Below are 16040 nucleotides of genomic sequence, written 5' to 3'. Positions count from 1 at the left end.
GAAGAGATTAGGGAAGGGGTCGGCACGTGTCAACACCGGACAACCCGGGAGCGGTGTACCGGCGCTACCTCAGCGCCGTGATGCTGCACGGTCACGCCGGCGCCAAGGCGGTCGGCCTGGGCGCGACCGACCTGTACGCGCTGAACATCCTGGGGCTGGGCGGCGCGATGACCCCCGGCGAGCTGGGCCGGCGCACGGGCCTGACCACCGGGCCCACGACGAGACTCATCGACCGGCTGGAGCAGGCGGGCTACGTGCGCCGGGCGCCCGACCCGGACGACCGTCGCAAGGTCATCGTCGAACTCGTCGCGAGCCCCGGCGGCCTCGACGAGGCTCTGGCCCCGGCCCGAAAGAAGATCGGCGCCATCGTCCAGGGCTACTCGCCCGAGCAGCAGGCCGTCCTCTTCGACTACTTCGCCCGCGCCGCCGACGCGTACGTGGAGGCCACGGCGGAGCTCCACGACAAGCGCACCGATTGACGGACCTCGACCGGCCGGGACGTGCCGGGCCGGGTCATGCCTCCTGCGTCAGCCCGGCCGATCTCGCGACGGCGGCGCAGCGGTCCTCGCCGGGAGCCGCCCCGGCGGCGGCGTGCTCCAGCAGCGCCAGGAGGACACGCCGATCCTCGGGCGGGAGGGTGGAGAGCAGCGCGTCCTCGGCCCGCGCGACACTCGCGTCCACCTCGGCGAGGACCCGCCGCCCGTGGTCGGTCGGCACGATGCGCCGCGCCCGGCGGTCGGCCGGGTCCTGCTTGCGCTCCAGAAGGCCGCACCCTTCGAACTTGTCGAGCAGGTAGGTCATGACCGTGCGATCGATGCCGAGGCGGGCGGCGAGCGCGGCCTGCGTGGGCGGGGCGTCGTGCACGACCGCGGAAAGCACCTGGTAGCCGCGCACGCCGTGCGGCAGGTCGCGCGAGGCGTCCTCGACGCGTGCGCTCCACTCCCGCAGCAGCACGGTGAGGGACCACCCGAGCACGGAACCGTGCGCTGACGAACCCTGCGCTGACGGCGTCGGGGAGTCGGCTGGTTCGCGGGCGGTCACACCGTCCACTCTAGCCCGGAATAGGATGACACTTCGATAAGTTGTGCCACATATCATCTGTTTGACAGATTAGTTTCTGGAAGAGGCTGGCATGACGGACTACGGCCACGAACTGGCCTTCGGCGCGTTCCTCACCCCGCAGAACCACGACCCGCAGGGGCCGGTCCGGCTCGCCCAGGTCTCCGAGGCCGCCGGGTTGGATCTCGTGACGTTCCAGGACCACCCCTACCAGCCGGGGTTCCTGGACACCTGGACGTTGCTGTCCTGGGTGGCCGCACGCACCGAGCGGATCACGGTCTCAGGCAACGTGCTGAACCTGCCGCTGCGCCCGCCGGCCGTGCTGGCCCGCGCCGCGGCGTCGCTCGACCTGCTCTCCGGCGGCCGGTTCGCGCTCGGCATCGGCGCGGGCGGCTTCTGGGACGCCATCGAGTCGATGGGCGGCACCCGCCTGACGCCGGCCGAGTCCGTGACCGCGCTTGAGGAGGCCATCGAGATCATCCGCGGCATCTGGGACGTACGCGAGCGCCGCATCCTCCGCGTCGACGGCGAACACCACCGCGTGGCCGGGGCCAAGCGCGGCCCGGCCCCCGCGCACGACATCCCGATCTGGCTCGGCGCCTACAAGCCCCGGATGCTGCGCCTGGTGGCGCGCGAGGCCGACGGCTGGCTGCCCTCTCTCGCCTACCTCAAGGACGGCGACCTGCGGCGCGGCAACACGATCATCGACGAGTCCGCCGAGGAGGCCGGCCGCGACCCGGCGCAGGTGCGCCGCCTGCTGAACATCAGTGGCGCACTCGCCGAGGCCCGTGAGGGCTTTCTGCAGGGGCCGGTCGAGCAGTGGGTCGAGGAGCTGACCGCCCTCGCGCTGGAGGACGGCATCGGCACGTTCATCCTGGGTTCGGACGACCCGCGACTCATCCAGGTGTACGGCGAGGAGATCGCCCCCGCCGTACGGGACGCGGTGGCGCGCGAGCGGGCCACCACCGGCACCGTCCCCGCGGCCGCCCGCCGCGGAGCCGCCGCGATCGCGCTGCGCCGCGACGGCATCGACTACGACAAGGTCCCGGCGAGCCTCGCGGCCGACGCCGTCGAGCCCGGCGACCGCGCCTACGAGTCCGTGCGGCACAACTACCTGCGCGCCGGGTCCCCCGGCCTGGTGCTGCGCCCCCGGACCGTCGGCCAGGTCGTCGAGGGGCTCGCGTACGCCCGGTCCCAGGACGTCCCGCTCGGCGTGCGCTCCGGCGGGCACGGGATCAGCGGCCGTTCCACCAACGACGGCGGCATCGTGCTCGACGTCGGCGCGCTCGACACCGTCGAGGTCGTGGATCCGGCCACACGCCGGGTGCGGCTGGGCGCGGGCGCGACGTGGGGCGCGGTCGCCAAGACCCTGGTGCCGTACGGATGGGCGATCAGCTCAGGCGACTTCGGCGGCGTGGGCGTGGGCGGCCTCGCGACGACGGGCGGCATCGGCCTGCTCGGGCGCACGTTCGGCCTGACGATCGACCACGTCGTCGCCGCGGAGGTCGTGACCGCCGACGGGCGGGTGCTGCACGCCTCGCGGGAGGAGAACCCCGACCTGTTCTGGGGCCTGCGCGGCGCCGGGGGCAACCTCGGCGTGGTCACCTGGGTCGAGATCGAGGCGATGGAACTCGGCGACGTCGTCTTCTCCCAGATGGCGTTGGACGCCCGTGACACGGCCGGGCTCCTCGAACGGTGGGGGGCCGCGGTGGAGAAGGCCCCGCGTGAGCTGACGAGCTTCCTCATCCTCTCCCCGGCGCGCCGCGGCCAGGACGCGGTGGCCCAGCTCATGACCGTGTACGCCGGCGCGGACACCGAGGCCGCGGTGAGCGAGCTCGAGAAACTCGCCGAGGCAGGGCCGCTGCTGGGACACCAGGGATACGTGCTGCCCTATTCGGAGGTGGTGCAGCCGGCCGAACGGCACCACACCGGCGGCGGGAACCCGGCCGTACGCTCCGGCCTGGTCACCCATCTCGACGGCGACGTGAGCCGCGCCTTCGAGCGGATGGCGCACTCCGGGCTGTCCTACTTCCTGCAGATACGCGCCACCGGCGGGGCCGCGCACGACCTGGCTCCCGACGCGACCGCGTATCCGCACCGGCACCAGAACTTCGTGCTCACCGCCATGGGCGCCGCGCAGCCGGCCCTGAATGCCGCGTGGGACGCCGAGGTCGCGCCGTACACCGACGGCCTCTACCTGTCCTTCGACACCGACATCCGGCCGGAACGGCTGCTCGACGCGTTCGGCGAGGCCAACCTCGCCCGGCTGCGGCAGGTCAAGCGCGCCTACGACCCGGACAACGTGTTCCGCGCGAACTTCCCCATCCAACCGGCGGACGACTGAGTGTCGCATGGGCGGATCGCCCGCGTATGCGGGTGATCCGCCTGCCGACTACCCTTCAGGCATGGCTGGCCGGAAGCCGGGCTCGCCCCCACGGCCGATCGCACCAGGGGACGTCGTGGCTGCGTTCTCCGACGTCCTTGATGCGTGGACGGTCGCACAGATCACCGATCTCAATCCTGAGTGGGAAGCGGCGGGAGTGCTCGAGCTGAACTGGTCGGGCCCGGAGCCCTCTTCGGTGGCGGACCTCGGCGAGGTGTCGGCCCTGGTGCTGACCCATCACAGTTGGAACGGGTGCCTTTCCCATTGCAATTACGAGTGGGTTCTTCCCCGCAGTTACACAGTCATCGGCTCGTTGCCGCTGTTGTGCACCAAGCCCTCGCCGATTTACTCCACGGGGTGGCGGCTCGGCGAACAGCTCGCCATCCAGAGACGCTGGGACAGAGGCGAGCGCGCCCCTTGGTCGGACCCGCATGAGATGAGCATCACCGGCGCGGACGTCGGCCGGATGACAAGCGAACCGGGCGACCCTCGCCGGGACATTCGTCACCTGCATGTCACCGAGGTCGAGTCACTCGACTGCGACCGGCTCGCCGAGCGCTTTCCCGATCTGGCGACGCTCTCTCTGTCCGGCGACCTCGGCCTGCTTCTCCATGCATCGGGTCTCAACCGGCTGGCGTCGCTTCGGCGGCTGCGGATCACCGGCCTCTTCGGAATGAACGCCTCCGATGCGCTGCTACCCGAGTGCGTTCCGGGGCTGGAGACGTTGTGTCTGCACAGCATTCCGCGCGAATACGCCGGGGCGATGCGGTCGAAATGGCGCCCGCAGATCCCGTACGGCACCTTCGTCGACATCACCGCTGCTCGCGCACCTGAGTGGGTGGCGGAAAACCGGGATAACCCGTTGCGCGACTGGGGTGGCCGCGCGCACATCAGCGGAACCTGCTTCACGAAGGCCGTCGCGCAGTACAAGAAGACCCGCGCGGAACTTATGACAGCGCTATCGGATCGCTCTCAGGAAAACCAGCCGGCCCGCCTGTACGAGATCGGCCGCGAGTACGGCAGGGGCTTCAACCTCCTCAATAGCAAGACACTGTTCATCGAGACCGTGGAACGTGAGGAACTCTTCGCTGCCCTCGACGCGATGGTGGGCGACGCCGAGGCGGCTCTTGGCGTACTACTCAGATCAGCCAGAGACGCTCTCACCGCAGGCGTGGACGCGGTTCGTGAGTGGTAGACGGGGTGTCCCGCCTTGTCACGCCGACGACCGGGCTCAGGCGCGCTGGAATCGAGCTCCCCAGTCGTGGATCCGGTCGAGAAGTTCGGGCGGGCCGATGACGCGGAAGCCGGCGCCCACCACACCCAGTGCCATGGTCGCCCAATCCAGGGAGCTGGTGGTCATCCGGACCCGGCACTGCTCGGCGTCGACCTCCTCGACGGTGCACCACCGGCCGACCCGTTGGCGCGCGACGGCGGCCGGGAGGTCGACGAGCGCCTCCATGCGGTACGGGCGGGGCAGGTTGCCCAGGCCGGCACGGACGAACGCGGCGGCGTCGGCGGCGGGCAGTTCCCGGGGAAGGAAACGGGTGCCGGTGCCCTCCGGCTCGATGAGCCGGTCGGCCCGGAAGCTCCGCCAGTCGTGCCGGGTGAGGTCGTACGCGACCAGATACCAGCGGCGGCTGAGACAGACCAGCCGATGCGGTTCGACGTGCCGGTCGGTCTGCCTGCCGTCGGCCGCCTGATACGTGAACCGAAGCCGTTCACTGTCTCGGCAGGCCAGCGCGACCGTGGTGAGCACGTCCGGATCGATGCTCGCCCCGGCCGGGCCGCCCCACTCGGCGGGTACGGTCATCGTGCGCAGGGCCTCGACCCGGTGCCGCAGCCGGGCCGGCATCACCTGCACCACCTTGGCCAGCACCCGCACCGATGACTCGGCGATGCCCTCCACCGCCCCCTGAGCGGCGGTCTGCAGCCCCACCGCCAGTGCGACCGCTTCCTCGTCGTCGATGACCAGCGGCGGCAGCGCGGCGCCCGCGGCGAGCTGGTAGCCGCCGTCGACGCCGCGCTGCGCCTCGACGGGATAACCCAGCTCACGCAGCCGGTCGATGTCCCGGCGCAGAGTGCGTACGGAGACTCCCAACCGTTCGGCCAGTTCGGTGCCCTGCCAGTAGCGGTGGGTCTGGAGCAGGGAGAGCAGCCGCAGCGTCCGCGTGCTGGTGTTCGCCATGTCTGCGATTGTCCCGTCGATTCAGGTCAAGAAGTGACCGCTATGGCTCCTAACGTGGTCCCTGACCGACGAGCGGAACAACGGAAGGCGGCAACTGTGACCAACGAGCAGATCACTCGCGATTTCGCCGACGCCCCGGCCCTCAGCGGCGAGCGCGCCGACCTGCTGGCGATGCTGGCCCAGAGCCGGCACTTCCTGCGCCTCACCACCCGGGACCTCACCGACGAGCAGGCCGGGCAGCGGACCACGGCCAGTGAGCTGTGCCTGGGCGGCCTGATCAAACACGTCACGCTGGTCGAGCGGAACTGGGCGGACTTCATCCTGAACGGCCCGTCGGCGATGGGCGACGCCACGACCATGACCGAGGCCGACTGGACCGCGTGGGCCGACCAGTTCCGGATGCTGCCCGGCGACACGCTCGCCGGTGTGCTGGCCGACTACGCCGAGGTGGCCCGCCGTACGGACGAACTGGTGGCCACCCTGCCCGACCTCGACGCGACCCTGCCGCTGCCGAAGGCCCCGTGGTTCGAGGCGGGCGCGCGGTGGTCGGCCCGCCGGGTGCTGATGCACATCGTCGCCGAGACCGCGCAGCACGCCGGCCACGCCGACATCATCCGCGAGTCCCTGGACGGCGCCAAGAGCATGGGCTGACCGAGCCCCCTGGGGCTGAACCGTCTTGAGTCTCGAGTTGCTCGAAGGTGCAGGCTCGTCGTGTGACTGACGGAACAGAGCTGTACACCGTGGGCCAGATCGCTCGGCGTACCGGTCTTTCGGTGCACACCATCCGCTTCTGGTCCGACAGCGGCCTGATTGCACCCACCGACCGCTCGGCCGGCGGGTACCGCCTCTATGACGCCGCCGCCGTGGCCCGATTCGACCTGGTCCGGGCCCTGCGCGAACTCGGCATCGGGCTGGAGGCCGTCCGGAGGATCCTGGCGCGACAAGCAACGGTGGCCGAGGTGGCCGAAGTGCACGCCCAAGCGCTGGACGCGGAGATCAAGGCTCTGAAGCTTCGCCGCGCCGTGCTCCGCACGATCGCCAAGCGCGGCGGCACAACCGAGGAGACGACGATGACGCACAAGCTCGCCCATCTGTCCGCCGCCCAACGACAGCAGGTCATCGACGAGTTCATCGAGAACACGTTCTCGGGGATCGCGCTGGACGACGACGCCGAGGTGGTCGCGACGTGGATGCGGGAGCTGCCCGACGAGCTCCCGGACGACCCGGCACCAGGCCAGGTGGACGCCTGGATCGAGTTGACCGACCTGGTCACCGACGAGGACTTCCGGCAACGGCTCCGGCGGATCGCCCTGGCCGGTGCCTCATCCGCGGCGTCGCGCTACGGCTATGAGCTCCGGTCACTGGCCCTGCGACACGCCGACCGGGCGACAGCCGAGTCGATCGCACCGGACTCGGCCGAGGGCCGGTCGATTCTCGACCAGATCATCAAGCCCGGCATGCCGGCCGATGAACGCGACGAACTGCGTCGCTGGCTTGAGACCGTCGCAGACGCCCGGGTGGAGCGCTACTGGCAGCTGACAGCCGTGCTCAACGGCCGTGAGCCCGCTCCGTCGGCCATGCCCGCTTTCACCTGGCTGATCGCCGCCCTCCGCGCCCACGGCTGAGCCGTCCGCCCCCGTCCAGCGGATCGCACGGGGGCGGCGAGGCCGAGGTGGGCCGGCCGTACCCGAAGGCCGGTCCGGGACACGGCCGGGCCTGCCGCTACAGCGAGGTGAGCGGTTCGGCCTGGTAGGCCTGATGCAACAACTGCACGAATGATGACGCTTCGGGCAAGGACACAGAGCCGATCCGGTGCACCGGCACTCCCGGGGTCCATGAGTTCATCACCACAGCCCCCGCCAGAGCCGGCAGGTCCGCGAGCGTGATCTCCTGTACGCGTTGGGGCACACCGAGGCGATCCAGTTGCCGGCGGACGATACCCATCGTGACGCCGCTCAGCATCTCGGCCTCAGGCCATACCACCGCGGCGCCGTCCCAGAAGGCCAGGTTCCAGATCGACCCCTCGCTGAGCCGGCCCCGGCGGTCGACGAAGGCGGCGTCGTCGAAGCCCTGCCGGACGGCCTGTCGCGCGAAATATGTCTTGGCCACCTCGCCGACATGCTTCATCGCCGGGAGGACCCGTTCGTGCTCGACCACCGCCAGCGTGAGCGGGCCCTGCGGTCCGGACGCGGCCGGTCCGGTACGCACGAGCAACTCGGGCTCCACATCAGCCTCCACCACCGTGCCGCCCGGTGAGGGATACATCGTGGCTGTCAGCGAAAGGTCGGCTGGACCGGCCTGTAGCGCCGCCCGCAGACAGGCCCGCACTCGCTCGTCGGGCAACGCCCGGCCGAACAGCTCCAAGGAGGCGGATCGCAGCCGCTCCAGATGGAGGTCGAGACCCCGGACCCGGCCGCCACGCACTTGCATGGCGGTGAAGTGGGCGTAGCCCGCGAAGGCGAGCGGCGCCAACTCCTCGGCGCTCGCCGCGCGGCCGTTCAGTTGAGCAACATAAGAGGACATACATCGCTCCAGCGGTGCGAGATGAATCGAACTGCGGACAACCGTACGGAATGTCCGCCGAGGGCGACGCCAGGACCTCAGATCGACGAACGGGTGGTCGGGTCGCACCCACCCAACCCTGGACCACGACCGACCGCCACACGCCCGGCTCGGATCACCGATTTCGTTATCCTGCTGTCCGGCGCCGCAACAGAAGGGCATTGGTCCCGGCCCTTTCCTGCATGAGCACCCGGCAGTCACCGAGCGCGACCCCGCGCGCCTTTCGAGCGGCCGCACAGTCGTAAGACAGCCGGAGCGGCTCCGTGTGGATGCGGCGTTGCGGGTCCACGCAGACCCCTGAATGATGTGTCACCACATAGACGAAGGCGGCATGGTGGACTTCACGGTCAGGTACGAACCCACTCCCGATGAGATGGCGCGAGCCCTCGGACAGGGCCTCAGGCAGCAACTCAAGGTCGTCTATCTGGCGTTGCCGCCGGTCCTCATCCTGTCGGGGCTTGTCTGCATCCTGGTCGGCGGCACATATCCGGGCATCGGCATGCTCGTCGGAGCGGTCGTCTTCCCGCTCGTGTTGACCTGGTCGATCCGGCGGACCGGCAGGCGGCAGCTCGCCCACCTCTGCGTGCCGACCACGATCCGGGTGAGCGACGACGGGTACGAGTGCCGAACCGAACAGTCCACGACCGCGATGCGGTGGGCGTTGTTCGGACGGATCACGACCGGCACCGAGTTCTGGCTGTTCTTCGTGAACAGGCAGTTCACAGGTTTCCTCCCCAGGCGTGCCTTCACCAGTGAGCAGCAGGCCGAGTTCGACAACTTTCTCGCCTCTCGGCAGAACGCGGGGGTTGCCTGATCAACGGGTCACCATCCACGGCCTGACCTTCTGATGCGTATGTATCGCCAAGTGAACCCGAGCGAATAGGGCACGCGAGGGCCGATTTCGGTCCGGGCGGAAAGAGAGACCCTGAATACTGATGGTCATCATGCCCGGGTAACCCGTAGGTGTCGTCGTTCGGCCAGCTCCTCGGCGCTGACCATGGTCAGAACCGGGGTACCCGGCGGCGCGAACATGGTCACGACCACCCCGTTTGTGACAGCCGGGGCCCCGTGAGCGGCGGCCTCAGCCCTTGAAGGCGCCGTCCATGATCCCGGCCACCATGCGCCGCCCGACGAAGACGAACAGGACGATCAACGGGAGAGTGGCGAGGAAGGAACCGGACATGGCGAGCCCCAGGTCGATGCTGAAGCTGTTCTGCAGAGCCTTGATGGCTATCTGGACGGTGTACATCTCCGGCGACTTCAGCACCACGAACGGCCACAGGAAGTCGTTCCATGCATAGACGAACCCGAGCAGGCCGAGCACGAACGCGGCGGGACGCACCAGCGGGAACGCGATGCGCCAGAAGATCTGCCAGGTGGTCGCCCCGTCGATGCGGGCCGCCTGGAGGATCTCGTCGCTGATGGCGTTGGCCATGTGCTGGCGCATCCAGAAGATCCCGAACGCGTTGGCCAGGCCTGGAACGATCAGCGCCTGGAGCGTGTCCACCCAGCCCAGTGAGGAGATGATCATGTACTGCGGGACGATGGCGAGCTGGGTCGGCACGGTCATCGTGAGGACGACGAGCAGGAACAGCGGATCGCGTCCCCGGAAGCGCAGTTTGGCGAACGCGAAACCGGCCAGCGCGCACAGTATCGCCTGGCCTACGCCGATCGTTCCGGCCACGATCAGACTGTTGACGATCGACCGGACGAACGGCACGGTCGAGAACACCAGGCCCGCGAGGTGGAAGAAGTTGCCGCCGGGCACGATCTCGGGGGGCAGGTTCGTGGCCGTCGCGGTGTCGGTCGTGGCGACGACGAACATCCAGTACAGGGGGAACACACAGGCGAACACGGCCAGGGCTAGCAGAGCGTAGACCCACCATCGGAGGCGGTCGCCGGACCGCGATCTCGTCCTACTCATGATCGCTCCTCATGCCTTCTCCGGGCGGATCCGGGTGGACAGCAGGTAATTCATCCCGGCGAACGCGACGACCATGACGAACAGCGCCACGCCGATGGCCGCGGCGTAACCGAACTTGAACTGGGTGAAGCCCTGCTCGAAGAGGAAGAGGGTCAGCGTCTGGCACTGGCGGATCGGCCCGCAGGTGCTCGGCGCGCTCCGGGAGATGAGCAGGGGCTCGGTGAAGGTCTGCAGTCCGTAGATGGTCGACGTCACGATGGTGAACACGATGACCGGCCGCAACGCGGGGATGGAGATGTGTATGAGCTGCCGCACACTGCCGGCGCCGTCCACGGCGGCCGCCTCGTAGATCGTCCGGGGGACGGCTTGCAGGGACGCGAGGTAGAGCAGCGCCGTGTAGCCGAACCACCGCCAGGTGATCATCACGGCGATCAGCACGTGGCTGCCCGTCACCGACTGGATGAAGTCGATGGGCCCGATGCCCACCAGGCCGAGCAGCCAGTTCAGCAGCCCGTAGTCGCGGTCGAACATCTGGGCGAACACGATCGCGGTGGCGGCCACCGAGGTGATGTACGGCACGAGCATCGACATGCGGAAGAAGACCGCGAAGCGCAGCCGGACGTGGTTGAGCAGGTGCGCCAGCACGAGCGCCACCAGCAACTGCGGCACGGTCGACAGCACCCAGATGCTGACGGTGTTGCGCGCCGCGTTCCAGAACCGCACGTCCTGGAACAGCCGGGCGAAGTTGTCGAGGCCGACGAACACGTGCTCGCCGATCGGGTTCCAGTCGAACAACGCCACGTAGAAGGTGAACAGCAGCGGGATGAGGCCGAAAATCGCGAAGAGCGCGAAGAACGGAGTGATGTAGGCGTAGGGAGCCACGAACTCGGTGAGGCGGCCCCGCCTGGTCTCCACCGGCGCCGGCGGAGGCGCGGCCTCCTTGGTGAGGCTGATGCTCGTCGTCACGGGTGTGATCACTTTCCCGCCGCCGGTGCCGGGCGTCCGGGACGCCGGGCGCCGGCAGCGCTCGTGGCAGGGGGCCGCTCTAGCCGCCGATCGCGTTCTTGATGTTCGTCACGGCCGCGTCCCATGCCTTCGCGGGATCACCCTTGCCCTGCTCGACGTTCTGGATGGCGTTGGTGAACTCCGTGCCGATCGTGGTGCTGTCCGGCCCGATGAGGAAGGGCTTCAGGCCGAGCAGCGAGTTGGTGTAGATCGTGCCGATGGGCGCGCCGGAGAAGAACGGGTCCTTGACCGAGGTGAGCTTCGGGTCCTTGTAGACCGACGGGGTCGAGGGCAGTGACCTGGCCTGAGAGAAGTGATCAAGCTGGCCCTGCGGCGACTGCGTGGCAGCGATGTAGTCCCAGGCGGCCTTCGGGTTCTTGGCGCCCTTGGGGATGGCGAGGAAGCTGCCGCCCCAGTTGCCCGAGCCGCCGGGGATCGTGGCGATGTCCCACTTGCCCTTGGTGTCGGGGGCGTTGTCGCGGATGGAGCCGAGCAACCAGACCGGTGCCGCCACGACGGCGAAGTCCCCCCTCTTCATCGCGGCGCTCCAGCCGTCGGTGAACGTGCTCTGCTTGGCGGTGATCCCGGCGGCCACGGCCTTGAGCGCCTGGTCGAAGGCGATCTTGACCTGAGGACTCCGGTCGTACACCGGATTGCCAGCGGGGTCGTAGTACTTCTCCTGCCCCTGGTTGACAACCTGCGAGTAGATGCTCCCGCCGGCGTTGTCGATGAACGCCTTGCCGGTGGCCGCCTTGTACTTCTTGCCGGTCTCGATGAAGGCGTCCCAGGTGGGCCAGAGCTTGCTCACCTCCTCGCGGTCCGTCGGCAGCCCGGCCTCCTTGAACAGGTCGGTCCGGTAGGCGATGGCCATGCCGCCGACGTCGGTCGGGATGCCGATGATCGCGCCGTCCTTGGTCGTGGACTGGCTGATCACCCAGTCGAGGTAGTCGCCCTTGATCTTGTCGGCGCCCATCGTGCGCAGGTCGACGAAGTTCTGCGGCTGCTGGACGAACTTGGGCAAGTCGTCGCCCTGGATCAGCACCAGGTCGGGCACCTTGCCGCCGGCGAGCGCGGTGGTGAGGGCCTGCGCCGTCTCCTGTGCGTTCCCCACCTCGGTCAGCTTGATCTGCACGTCCGGCTTTATCTTCTTGTACTCCTCGGCGGACCCCTTCGCGTTGATCCCGGTGAACGACCAGAACTCGAACGACTTGCCGTCGGACCCGCCGGAGGAAGTCCCGGACGACGAGCCTGAGCACGCCGCCATGCTGAGGGCCGCGGTAGCGGCGAACACGACCGCTGAAACGTTGCGTAACTTCACGGCGACCTCTTTTCGCTTGCTGTGGTCAGGGATCTGATGTGCGGCCCGGCATCGGGAGAATGCGCTGCGCTCGCCGCGCACCTCCGACGTGTGCAGGACGGCGACGGTGCCGTGCCGCTTCAGGCTCCGGATCGCGCGTGCCGGACAGTTCAGCACCGCCGTGCCGACCTGGTGTTTCGCCTACAGAGCCTTCTGACATCACTCTTGAGTGTGAAAGTTTCGGGCTGTCACGTCGATCATTGCTCCAGGACACTAGGCCTCCGCTGACCTGAGCGTCAATATTTTCTCGGTGATGTGTCTGAAACAATCGGTCCGACGGTTTTATGTTTCGGGAGTACACCGCGCCCCTCCACCGAGACGACGGAAGCGGCCTGCCCGGCAGATCGCGCCCTGTCGTAGAAGGGCGTGACGGGTCACAGCTGCGGCCGGCCGTTCGCCTGGTCGTCGCCAACACGCCCAGGTCGCTTCTCGCGAGCAGCTCGCGCGGGTCGAACCGTGCTCGAGTCACGACCGGTCCGACAAGAACAGCTCGATGAGCGCGGTATAGCCCTTCGCGCCGTGCCCCGCGTCGACCGCGCGTTGGGCGATGGCCTTGATGAACGCCGGCAGCTCTGTGCTGATGCCACTGGCCGCGGACTCCTCGATGAGGTGGTCCATCGCGGCGAGGTGGGTGGCGATAGTGGAGTCATCGCCTGGGTGGGCACCCTGGTCGATCTGCTCGGCGTAGCCGGCAAGCCAGCCGGCTGTGGTTGCGAGTCCGCCTTGGATGACCGCAGCGGCGGCCTTCGCCGGTATGCCTGCCTTGGTGAGGAGCGCCACCCCGTGGAGAAAGGCGTTCAGGACGCTCCACATCATGACAAGCACGGCGGCGTCGTGCAGGGACGCGAGACCCGGGTCCTCGCCCAGGTAGCCGGTGCCACCGGCGAGGACGCGAAGGCTGGCTTCGTGTCCGCGCTGGCACGGGGAGCCTTTGAGCAACTCCTCAGAGCGGGATGAGCACACACTGCCGAGCAGGATGACAGCTCAGGCCCGGAGTCGTACGGCAAGGGCGTTGTCCTGCGGCAAGCTGATGACGTGAGTGTCCATCTACCTCCGGACGATGTCGGAGCCCCACGGGCGCAGGTCGGCCCCAACCCGCAGCACCTGCTGACGACCTTGCTCGGTGAGTACCTCGACTCCGCCGACGCGGGCCTTCCCTCGATGGCGGTGGTCGCGATGCTCAGGGAGTTCGGCATCAGCGAGCCCAGCGCGCGGGCCGCGCTGTCCCGGCTGACGAAGCGAGGACTGATCGCCGTACGGGGGTCCGGACGGCCGCCCGTCTACCACCTCACGCCTCAGGCGATCGCCAGGCATCGCGTCCGGATGGATCATTTCCTGAGCTTCGGCGCACGCCCGCGGCCATGGACCGGCGACTGGGTGACGGTCTCCTTCTCGATCCCCCAGTCCAGACAGGCACAGTCCGGTCAGGCACAGTCCAATCAGGCACAGTCCGGCCAGGCCCCACGGCACGCGGTCCGCAAGGCTCTGGGTGCGCTGGGTTTCGCGCGACTGTACGACAGCGTGTGGATCCGGCCTGGATCCGACTCCGGTCCGGTGACTCAGGCGCTGCGTGACATCCTGGACGGCGTCGACGGCGCTCGATGGTCGGTGATGCACACGCGGTTCGCCGAGGAAGCCGGCCCGCACGGCCCGGCCGCCGCCTACGATCTGGCCGGCCTCGCCTCAGCCTACGAGGCTTTCATCGCTCAGTACTCGGACCTGCGGGCGGCCGTCCGCAACGGGGAGATCGACGCGACCCGGGCGCTGGTGGCCCGGACCTCCGTCATGGACTCCTGGCGGAAGTTCCCGGACATCGACCCGAACCTCCCTGAGCACCTCCTGCCCGCGCCGTGGCCCCGCCAGGCTGCCAGGGACCTCATGCTGGAGATCCATTCCGCTCTGGGCTCGCTCGCCGAGGCGCGGCTCATCCAGGTCGCGACGCCGTACTGGCCGGACGCCGCGTCCTGGATCACCCACTTCCAGGCATCGGAGAACCCCGTTGCGGCCCCGGTCGGCGGGGACGGCTGAAGAAACTTTCACGCACTCGAACGACCGCCCGGCCGCCGGGGGGCGTTTCGTGCCCGCTGCGGTGCGCGGCTTCTCGGCTGGGCCGCCGCCCGCGAGATCCCACCGGAGCGTCAGGCCTGCCAGGCATCGTGACCTGCGTCGAAATCGTCGGCACCGATCCGCCCTCCCGGCGCCGGGCAGGGACCGGTGGCGACCGTCCCTATGGTCGGCCTGCCCACGCCCGGATCCGGATGAGCCAGGGGCGTCACCGGTCCGTGCGCGTACCACTCGACTGGCCGAGTTCTATTGCTTGACACTTTGTATTACCGCAGTGATAGTAACTGCACGCTGCTCTCATCGGCTCGTTTCGCCTGACATGGGCGGAACTTGCAGTCGATTGTTCGCCATATCGATTTCCAGATTCGGTCGGCGCCGACCAGCCTGACCGCGGTGGGAGTTGTCGTTCCGTTGTCGGACTCCGTCGGCGTGCGCCGTGTATGCCACATCCGGCGCGGAGCGCCGTCGTGACAATGCCGGAGGGCGAAATGAGAAAACGCTCGATCATCAGCGCATTACTGGTGGCCGCGGTCGCCCCGGTCTGCGCCGCAGTAGTGGGGCTGACCACGACGCCGGCCGCCGCGGCGGTCGGCGGCTCGGGCCCTTACCCGGCTGATTACGAGACCTCCACCAGCCTGCCCAATCACACCATCTACCGGCCCGAAACCCTCCCGTCCGAGAAACTCCCCATTTTCGTATGGGGCAACGGAGGATGCTCCGCCAACGGGACGGGGCAGTTGCCCTTCCTCCGCGAGATCGCCTCGCACGGGTTTCTGGTCATCGCCAGCGGCAGCCCGAACGGTTCCGGATCGACGACGTCCCAGATGCTCACCCAGTCCATCGACTGGGCAATCGCGGAGAACAGCCGCCAGGGCAGCAAATACAACGGCAGGATCGACACCAGCAAGATCGCTGTAGGAGGCTGGTCCTGTGGGGGGCTGGAGGCCTACGCCGTCTCCAACGACTCGCGTATCACCACGACCACCATCTTCAGCAGCGGATTGCTGAACGACTCCGACGACTACCAGCTCCGCCGGCTGACGAAGCCGATCGCCTACTTCATCGGCGGGCCCAGTGACATCGCCTACCCGAACGCCCTCGACGACTGGGGCAAGTTGCCGGCGGGGCTGCCCGCGTTCATGGGCAACCTGAACGTCGGACACGGTGGCACCTACACCCAGACCAACGGCGGCGAGTTCGGCCGCGTGGCGGTGCTGTACCTCAAGTGGCGGCTGAAGGGCGACACGACGGCCGGCACCAACTTCGTCGGCCCCAACTGTGGCCTGTGCAACACCCAGTGGCAGGTCCAGCAGAAGAACCTCACGCTCGGCGACAGCAACCCCTCCCCGTCGCCCACCGCGTCACCGACCTCGTCCCCCAGCCCCACCGTGACTCCGACCGCCGGTGGCGGTAGCGGGCCGATCAAGGGGGTGGCCTCCGGCCGCTGCCTGGACGTGCCCGGCGCGAGCACCACGGACGGCACCCAGGTGCAGCTGTGGGA

The 16040-nt window shown here is 68.7% G+C and carries 15 protein-coding genes; 8 read left to right on the top strand and 7 right to left on the bottom strand.

What is annotated here, in order from left to right; all coding sequences use genetic code 11:
- Nucleotides 1-26 precede the first annotated feature (26 nt).
- Nucleotides 27-479 (top strand): MarR family transcriptional regulator, encoded by a 453-nt coding sequence (locus tag ABZ860_RS00075; protein WP_357212764.1) that lies wholly within the window; start codon nt 27-29, stop codon nt 477-479.
- 34 nt (nt 480-513) lie between these two features.
- Here ABZ860_RS00075 and ABZ860_RS00070 read toward each other — a convergent pair whose 3' ends face one another.
- Nucleotides 514-975, bottom strand: coding sequence for a MarR family winged helix-turn-helix transcriptional regulator (locus ABZ860_RS00070; protein WP_357212762.1), 462 nt, complete (start codon nt 973-975; stop codon nt 514-516).
- 157 nt (nt 976-1132) lie between these two features.
- Between ABZ860_RS00070 and ABZ860_RS00065 the strand changes: the two genes are divergently transcribed.
- Together ABZ860_RS00065 and ABZ860_RS00060 are read left to right on the top strand one after the other, a co-directional pair.
- Nucleotides 1133-3403: an LLM class flavin-dependent oxidoreductase gene (locus tag ABZ860_RS00065; protein WP_357212760.1), complete on the top strand. Its 2271-nt coding sequence runs from the start codon at nt 1133-1135 to the stop codon at nt 3401-3403.
- A 115-nt stretch (nt 3404-3518) separates the two neighbouring features.
- Nucleotides 3519-4637: a hypothetical protein gene (locus ABZ860_RS00060; protein ID WP_357212759.1), complete on the top strand. Its 1119-nt coding sequence runs from the start codon at nt 3519-3521 to the stop codon at nt 4635-4637.
- A gap of 36 nt (nt 4638-4673) precedes the next feature.
- On the opposite strand, the gene ABZ860_RS00055 is transcribed toward ABZ860_RS00060, so the two are convergent.
- Nucleotides 4674-5627, bottom strand: a complete 954-nt coding sequence (locus tag ABZ860_RS00055; protein WP_357212756.1) for a YafY family protein — start codon at nt 5625-5627, stop codon at nt 4674-4676.
- A 96-nt stretch (nt 5628-5723) separates the two neighbouring features.
- On the opposite strand from ABZ860_RS00055, the gene ABZ860_RS00050 reads away from it, so the two are divergent.
- Entirely contained in the window at nt 5724-6278 is a 555-nt protein-coding gene (locus ABZ860_RS00050) for a DinB family protein (RefSeq protein WP_357212753.1), read from the top strand.
- A gap of 62 nt (nt 6279-6340) precedes the next feature.
- On the top strand, nt 6341-7252 hold the full coding sequence (locus ABZ860_RS00045; protein WP_357212750.1) for a MerR family transcriptional regulator: 912 nt from the start codon (nt 6341-6343) through the stop codon (nt 7250-7252).
- A gap of 97 nt (nt 7253-7349) precedes the next feature.
- Here the strand turns inward: ABZ860_RS00045 and ABZ860_RS00040 are convergent, their stop codons facing one another.
- Entirely contained in the window at nt 7350-8150 is an 801-nt protein-coding gene (locus ABZ860_RS00040; protein ID WP_357212747.1) for an aminotransferase class IV family protein, read from the bottom strand.
- 370 nt (nt 8151-8520) lie between these two features.
- On the opposite strand from ABZ860_RS00040, the gene ABZ860_RS00035 reads away from it, so the two are divergent.
- Entirely contained in the window at nt 8521-9003 is a 483-nt protein-coding gene (locus tag ABZ860_RS00035) for a YcxB family protein (RefSeq protein ID WP_357212745.1), read from the top strand.
- A 267-nt stretch (nt 9004-9270) separates the two neighbouring features.
- Here the strand turns inward: ABZ860_RS00035 and ABZ860_RS00030 are convergent, their stop codons facing one another.
- The 4 genes from ABZ860_RS00030 to ABZ860_RS00015 all read right to left on the bottom strand — a co-directional run bounded on the left by ABZ860_RS00030 (nt 9271) and on the right by ABZ860_RS00015 (nt 13414).
- Entirely contained in the window at nt 9271-10113 is an 843-nt protein-coding gene (locus ABZ860_RS00030) for a carbohydrate ABC transporter permease (protein ID WP_357212742.1), read from the bottom strand.
- A gap of 9 nt (nt 10114-10122) precedes the next feature.
- Complete coding sequence (locus ABZ860_RS00025) at nt 10123-11079, bottom strand: sugar ABC transporter permease (RefSeq protein ID WP_357212739.1); 957 nt, start codon at nt 11077-11079, stop codon at nt 10123-10125.
- Nucleotides 11080-11158: 79 nt separating this feature from the next.
- Nucleotides 11159-12436 (bottom strand): extracellular solute-binding protein, encoded by a 1278-nt coding sequence (locus tag ABZ860_RS00020; protein ID WP_357212736.1) that lies wholly within the window; start codon nt 12434-12436, stop codon nt 11159-11161.
- A gap of 504 nt (nt 12437-12940) precedes the next feature.
- Nucleotides 12941-13414: a hypothetical protein gene (locus ABZ860_RS00015; protein ID WP_357212734.1), complete on the bottom strand. Its 474-nt coding sequence runs from the start codon at nt 13412-13414 to the stop codon at nt 12941-12943.
- A gap of 96 nt (nt 13415-13510) precedes the next feature.
- Between ABZ860_RS00015 and ABZ860_RS00010 the strand changes: the two genes are divergently transcribed.
- Nucleotides 13511-14503, top strand: a complete 993-nt coding sequence (locus ABZ860_RS00010) for a PaaX family transcriptional regulator C-terminal domain-containing protein (RefSeq protein ID WP_357212731.1) — start codon at nt 13511-13513, stop codon at nt 14501-14503.
- A gap of 509 nt (nt 14504-15012) precedes the next feature.
- The coding region (locus ABZ860_RS00005) for a hypothetical protein (protein WP_357214679.1) at nt 15013-16040 on the top strand (1028 nt) is incomplete at its 3' end.

It is taken from the genome of Microbispora sp. NPDC046973, from assembly GCF_040644495.1.
Taxonomy (GTDB): Bacteria; Actinomycetota; Actinomycetes; order Streptosporangiales; family Streptosporangiaceae; genus Microbispora.
The sequence above is the reverse complement of the archived record's forward strand: the minus strand, read 5'-3'. Positions and strand labels throughout refer to the sequence as shown.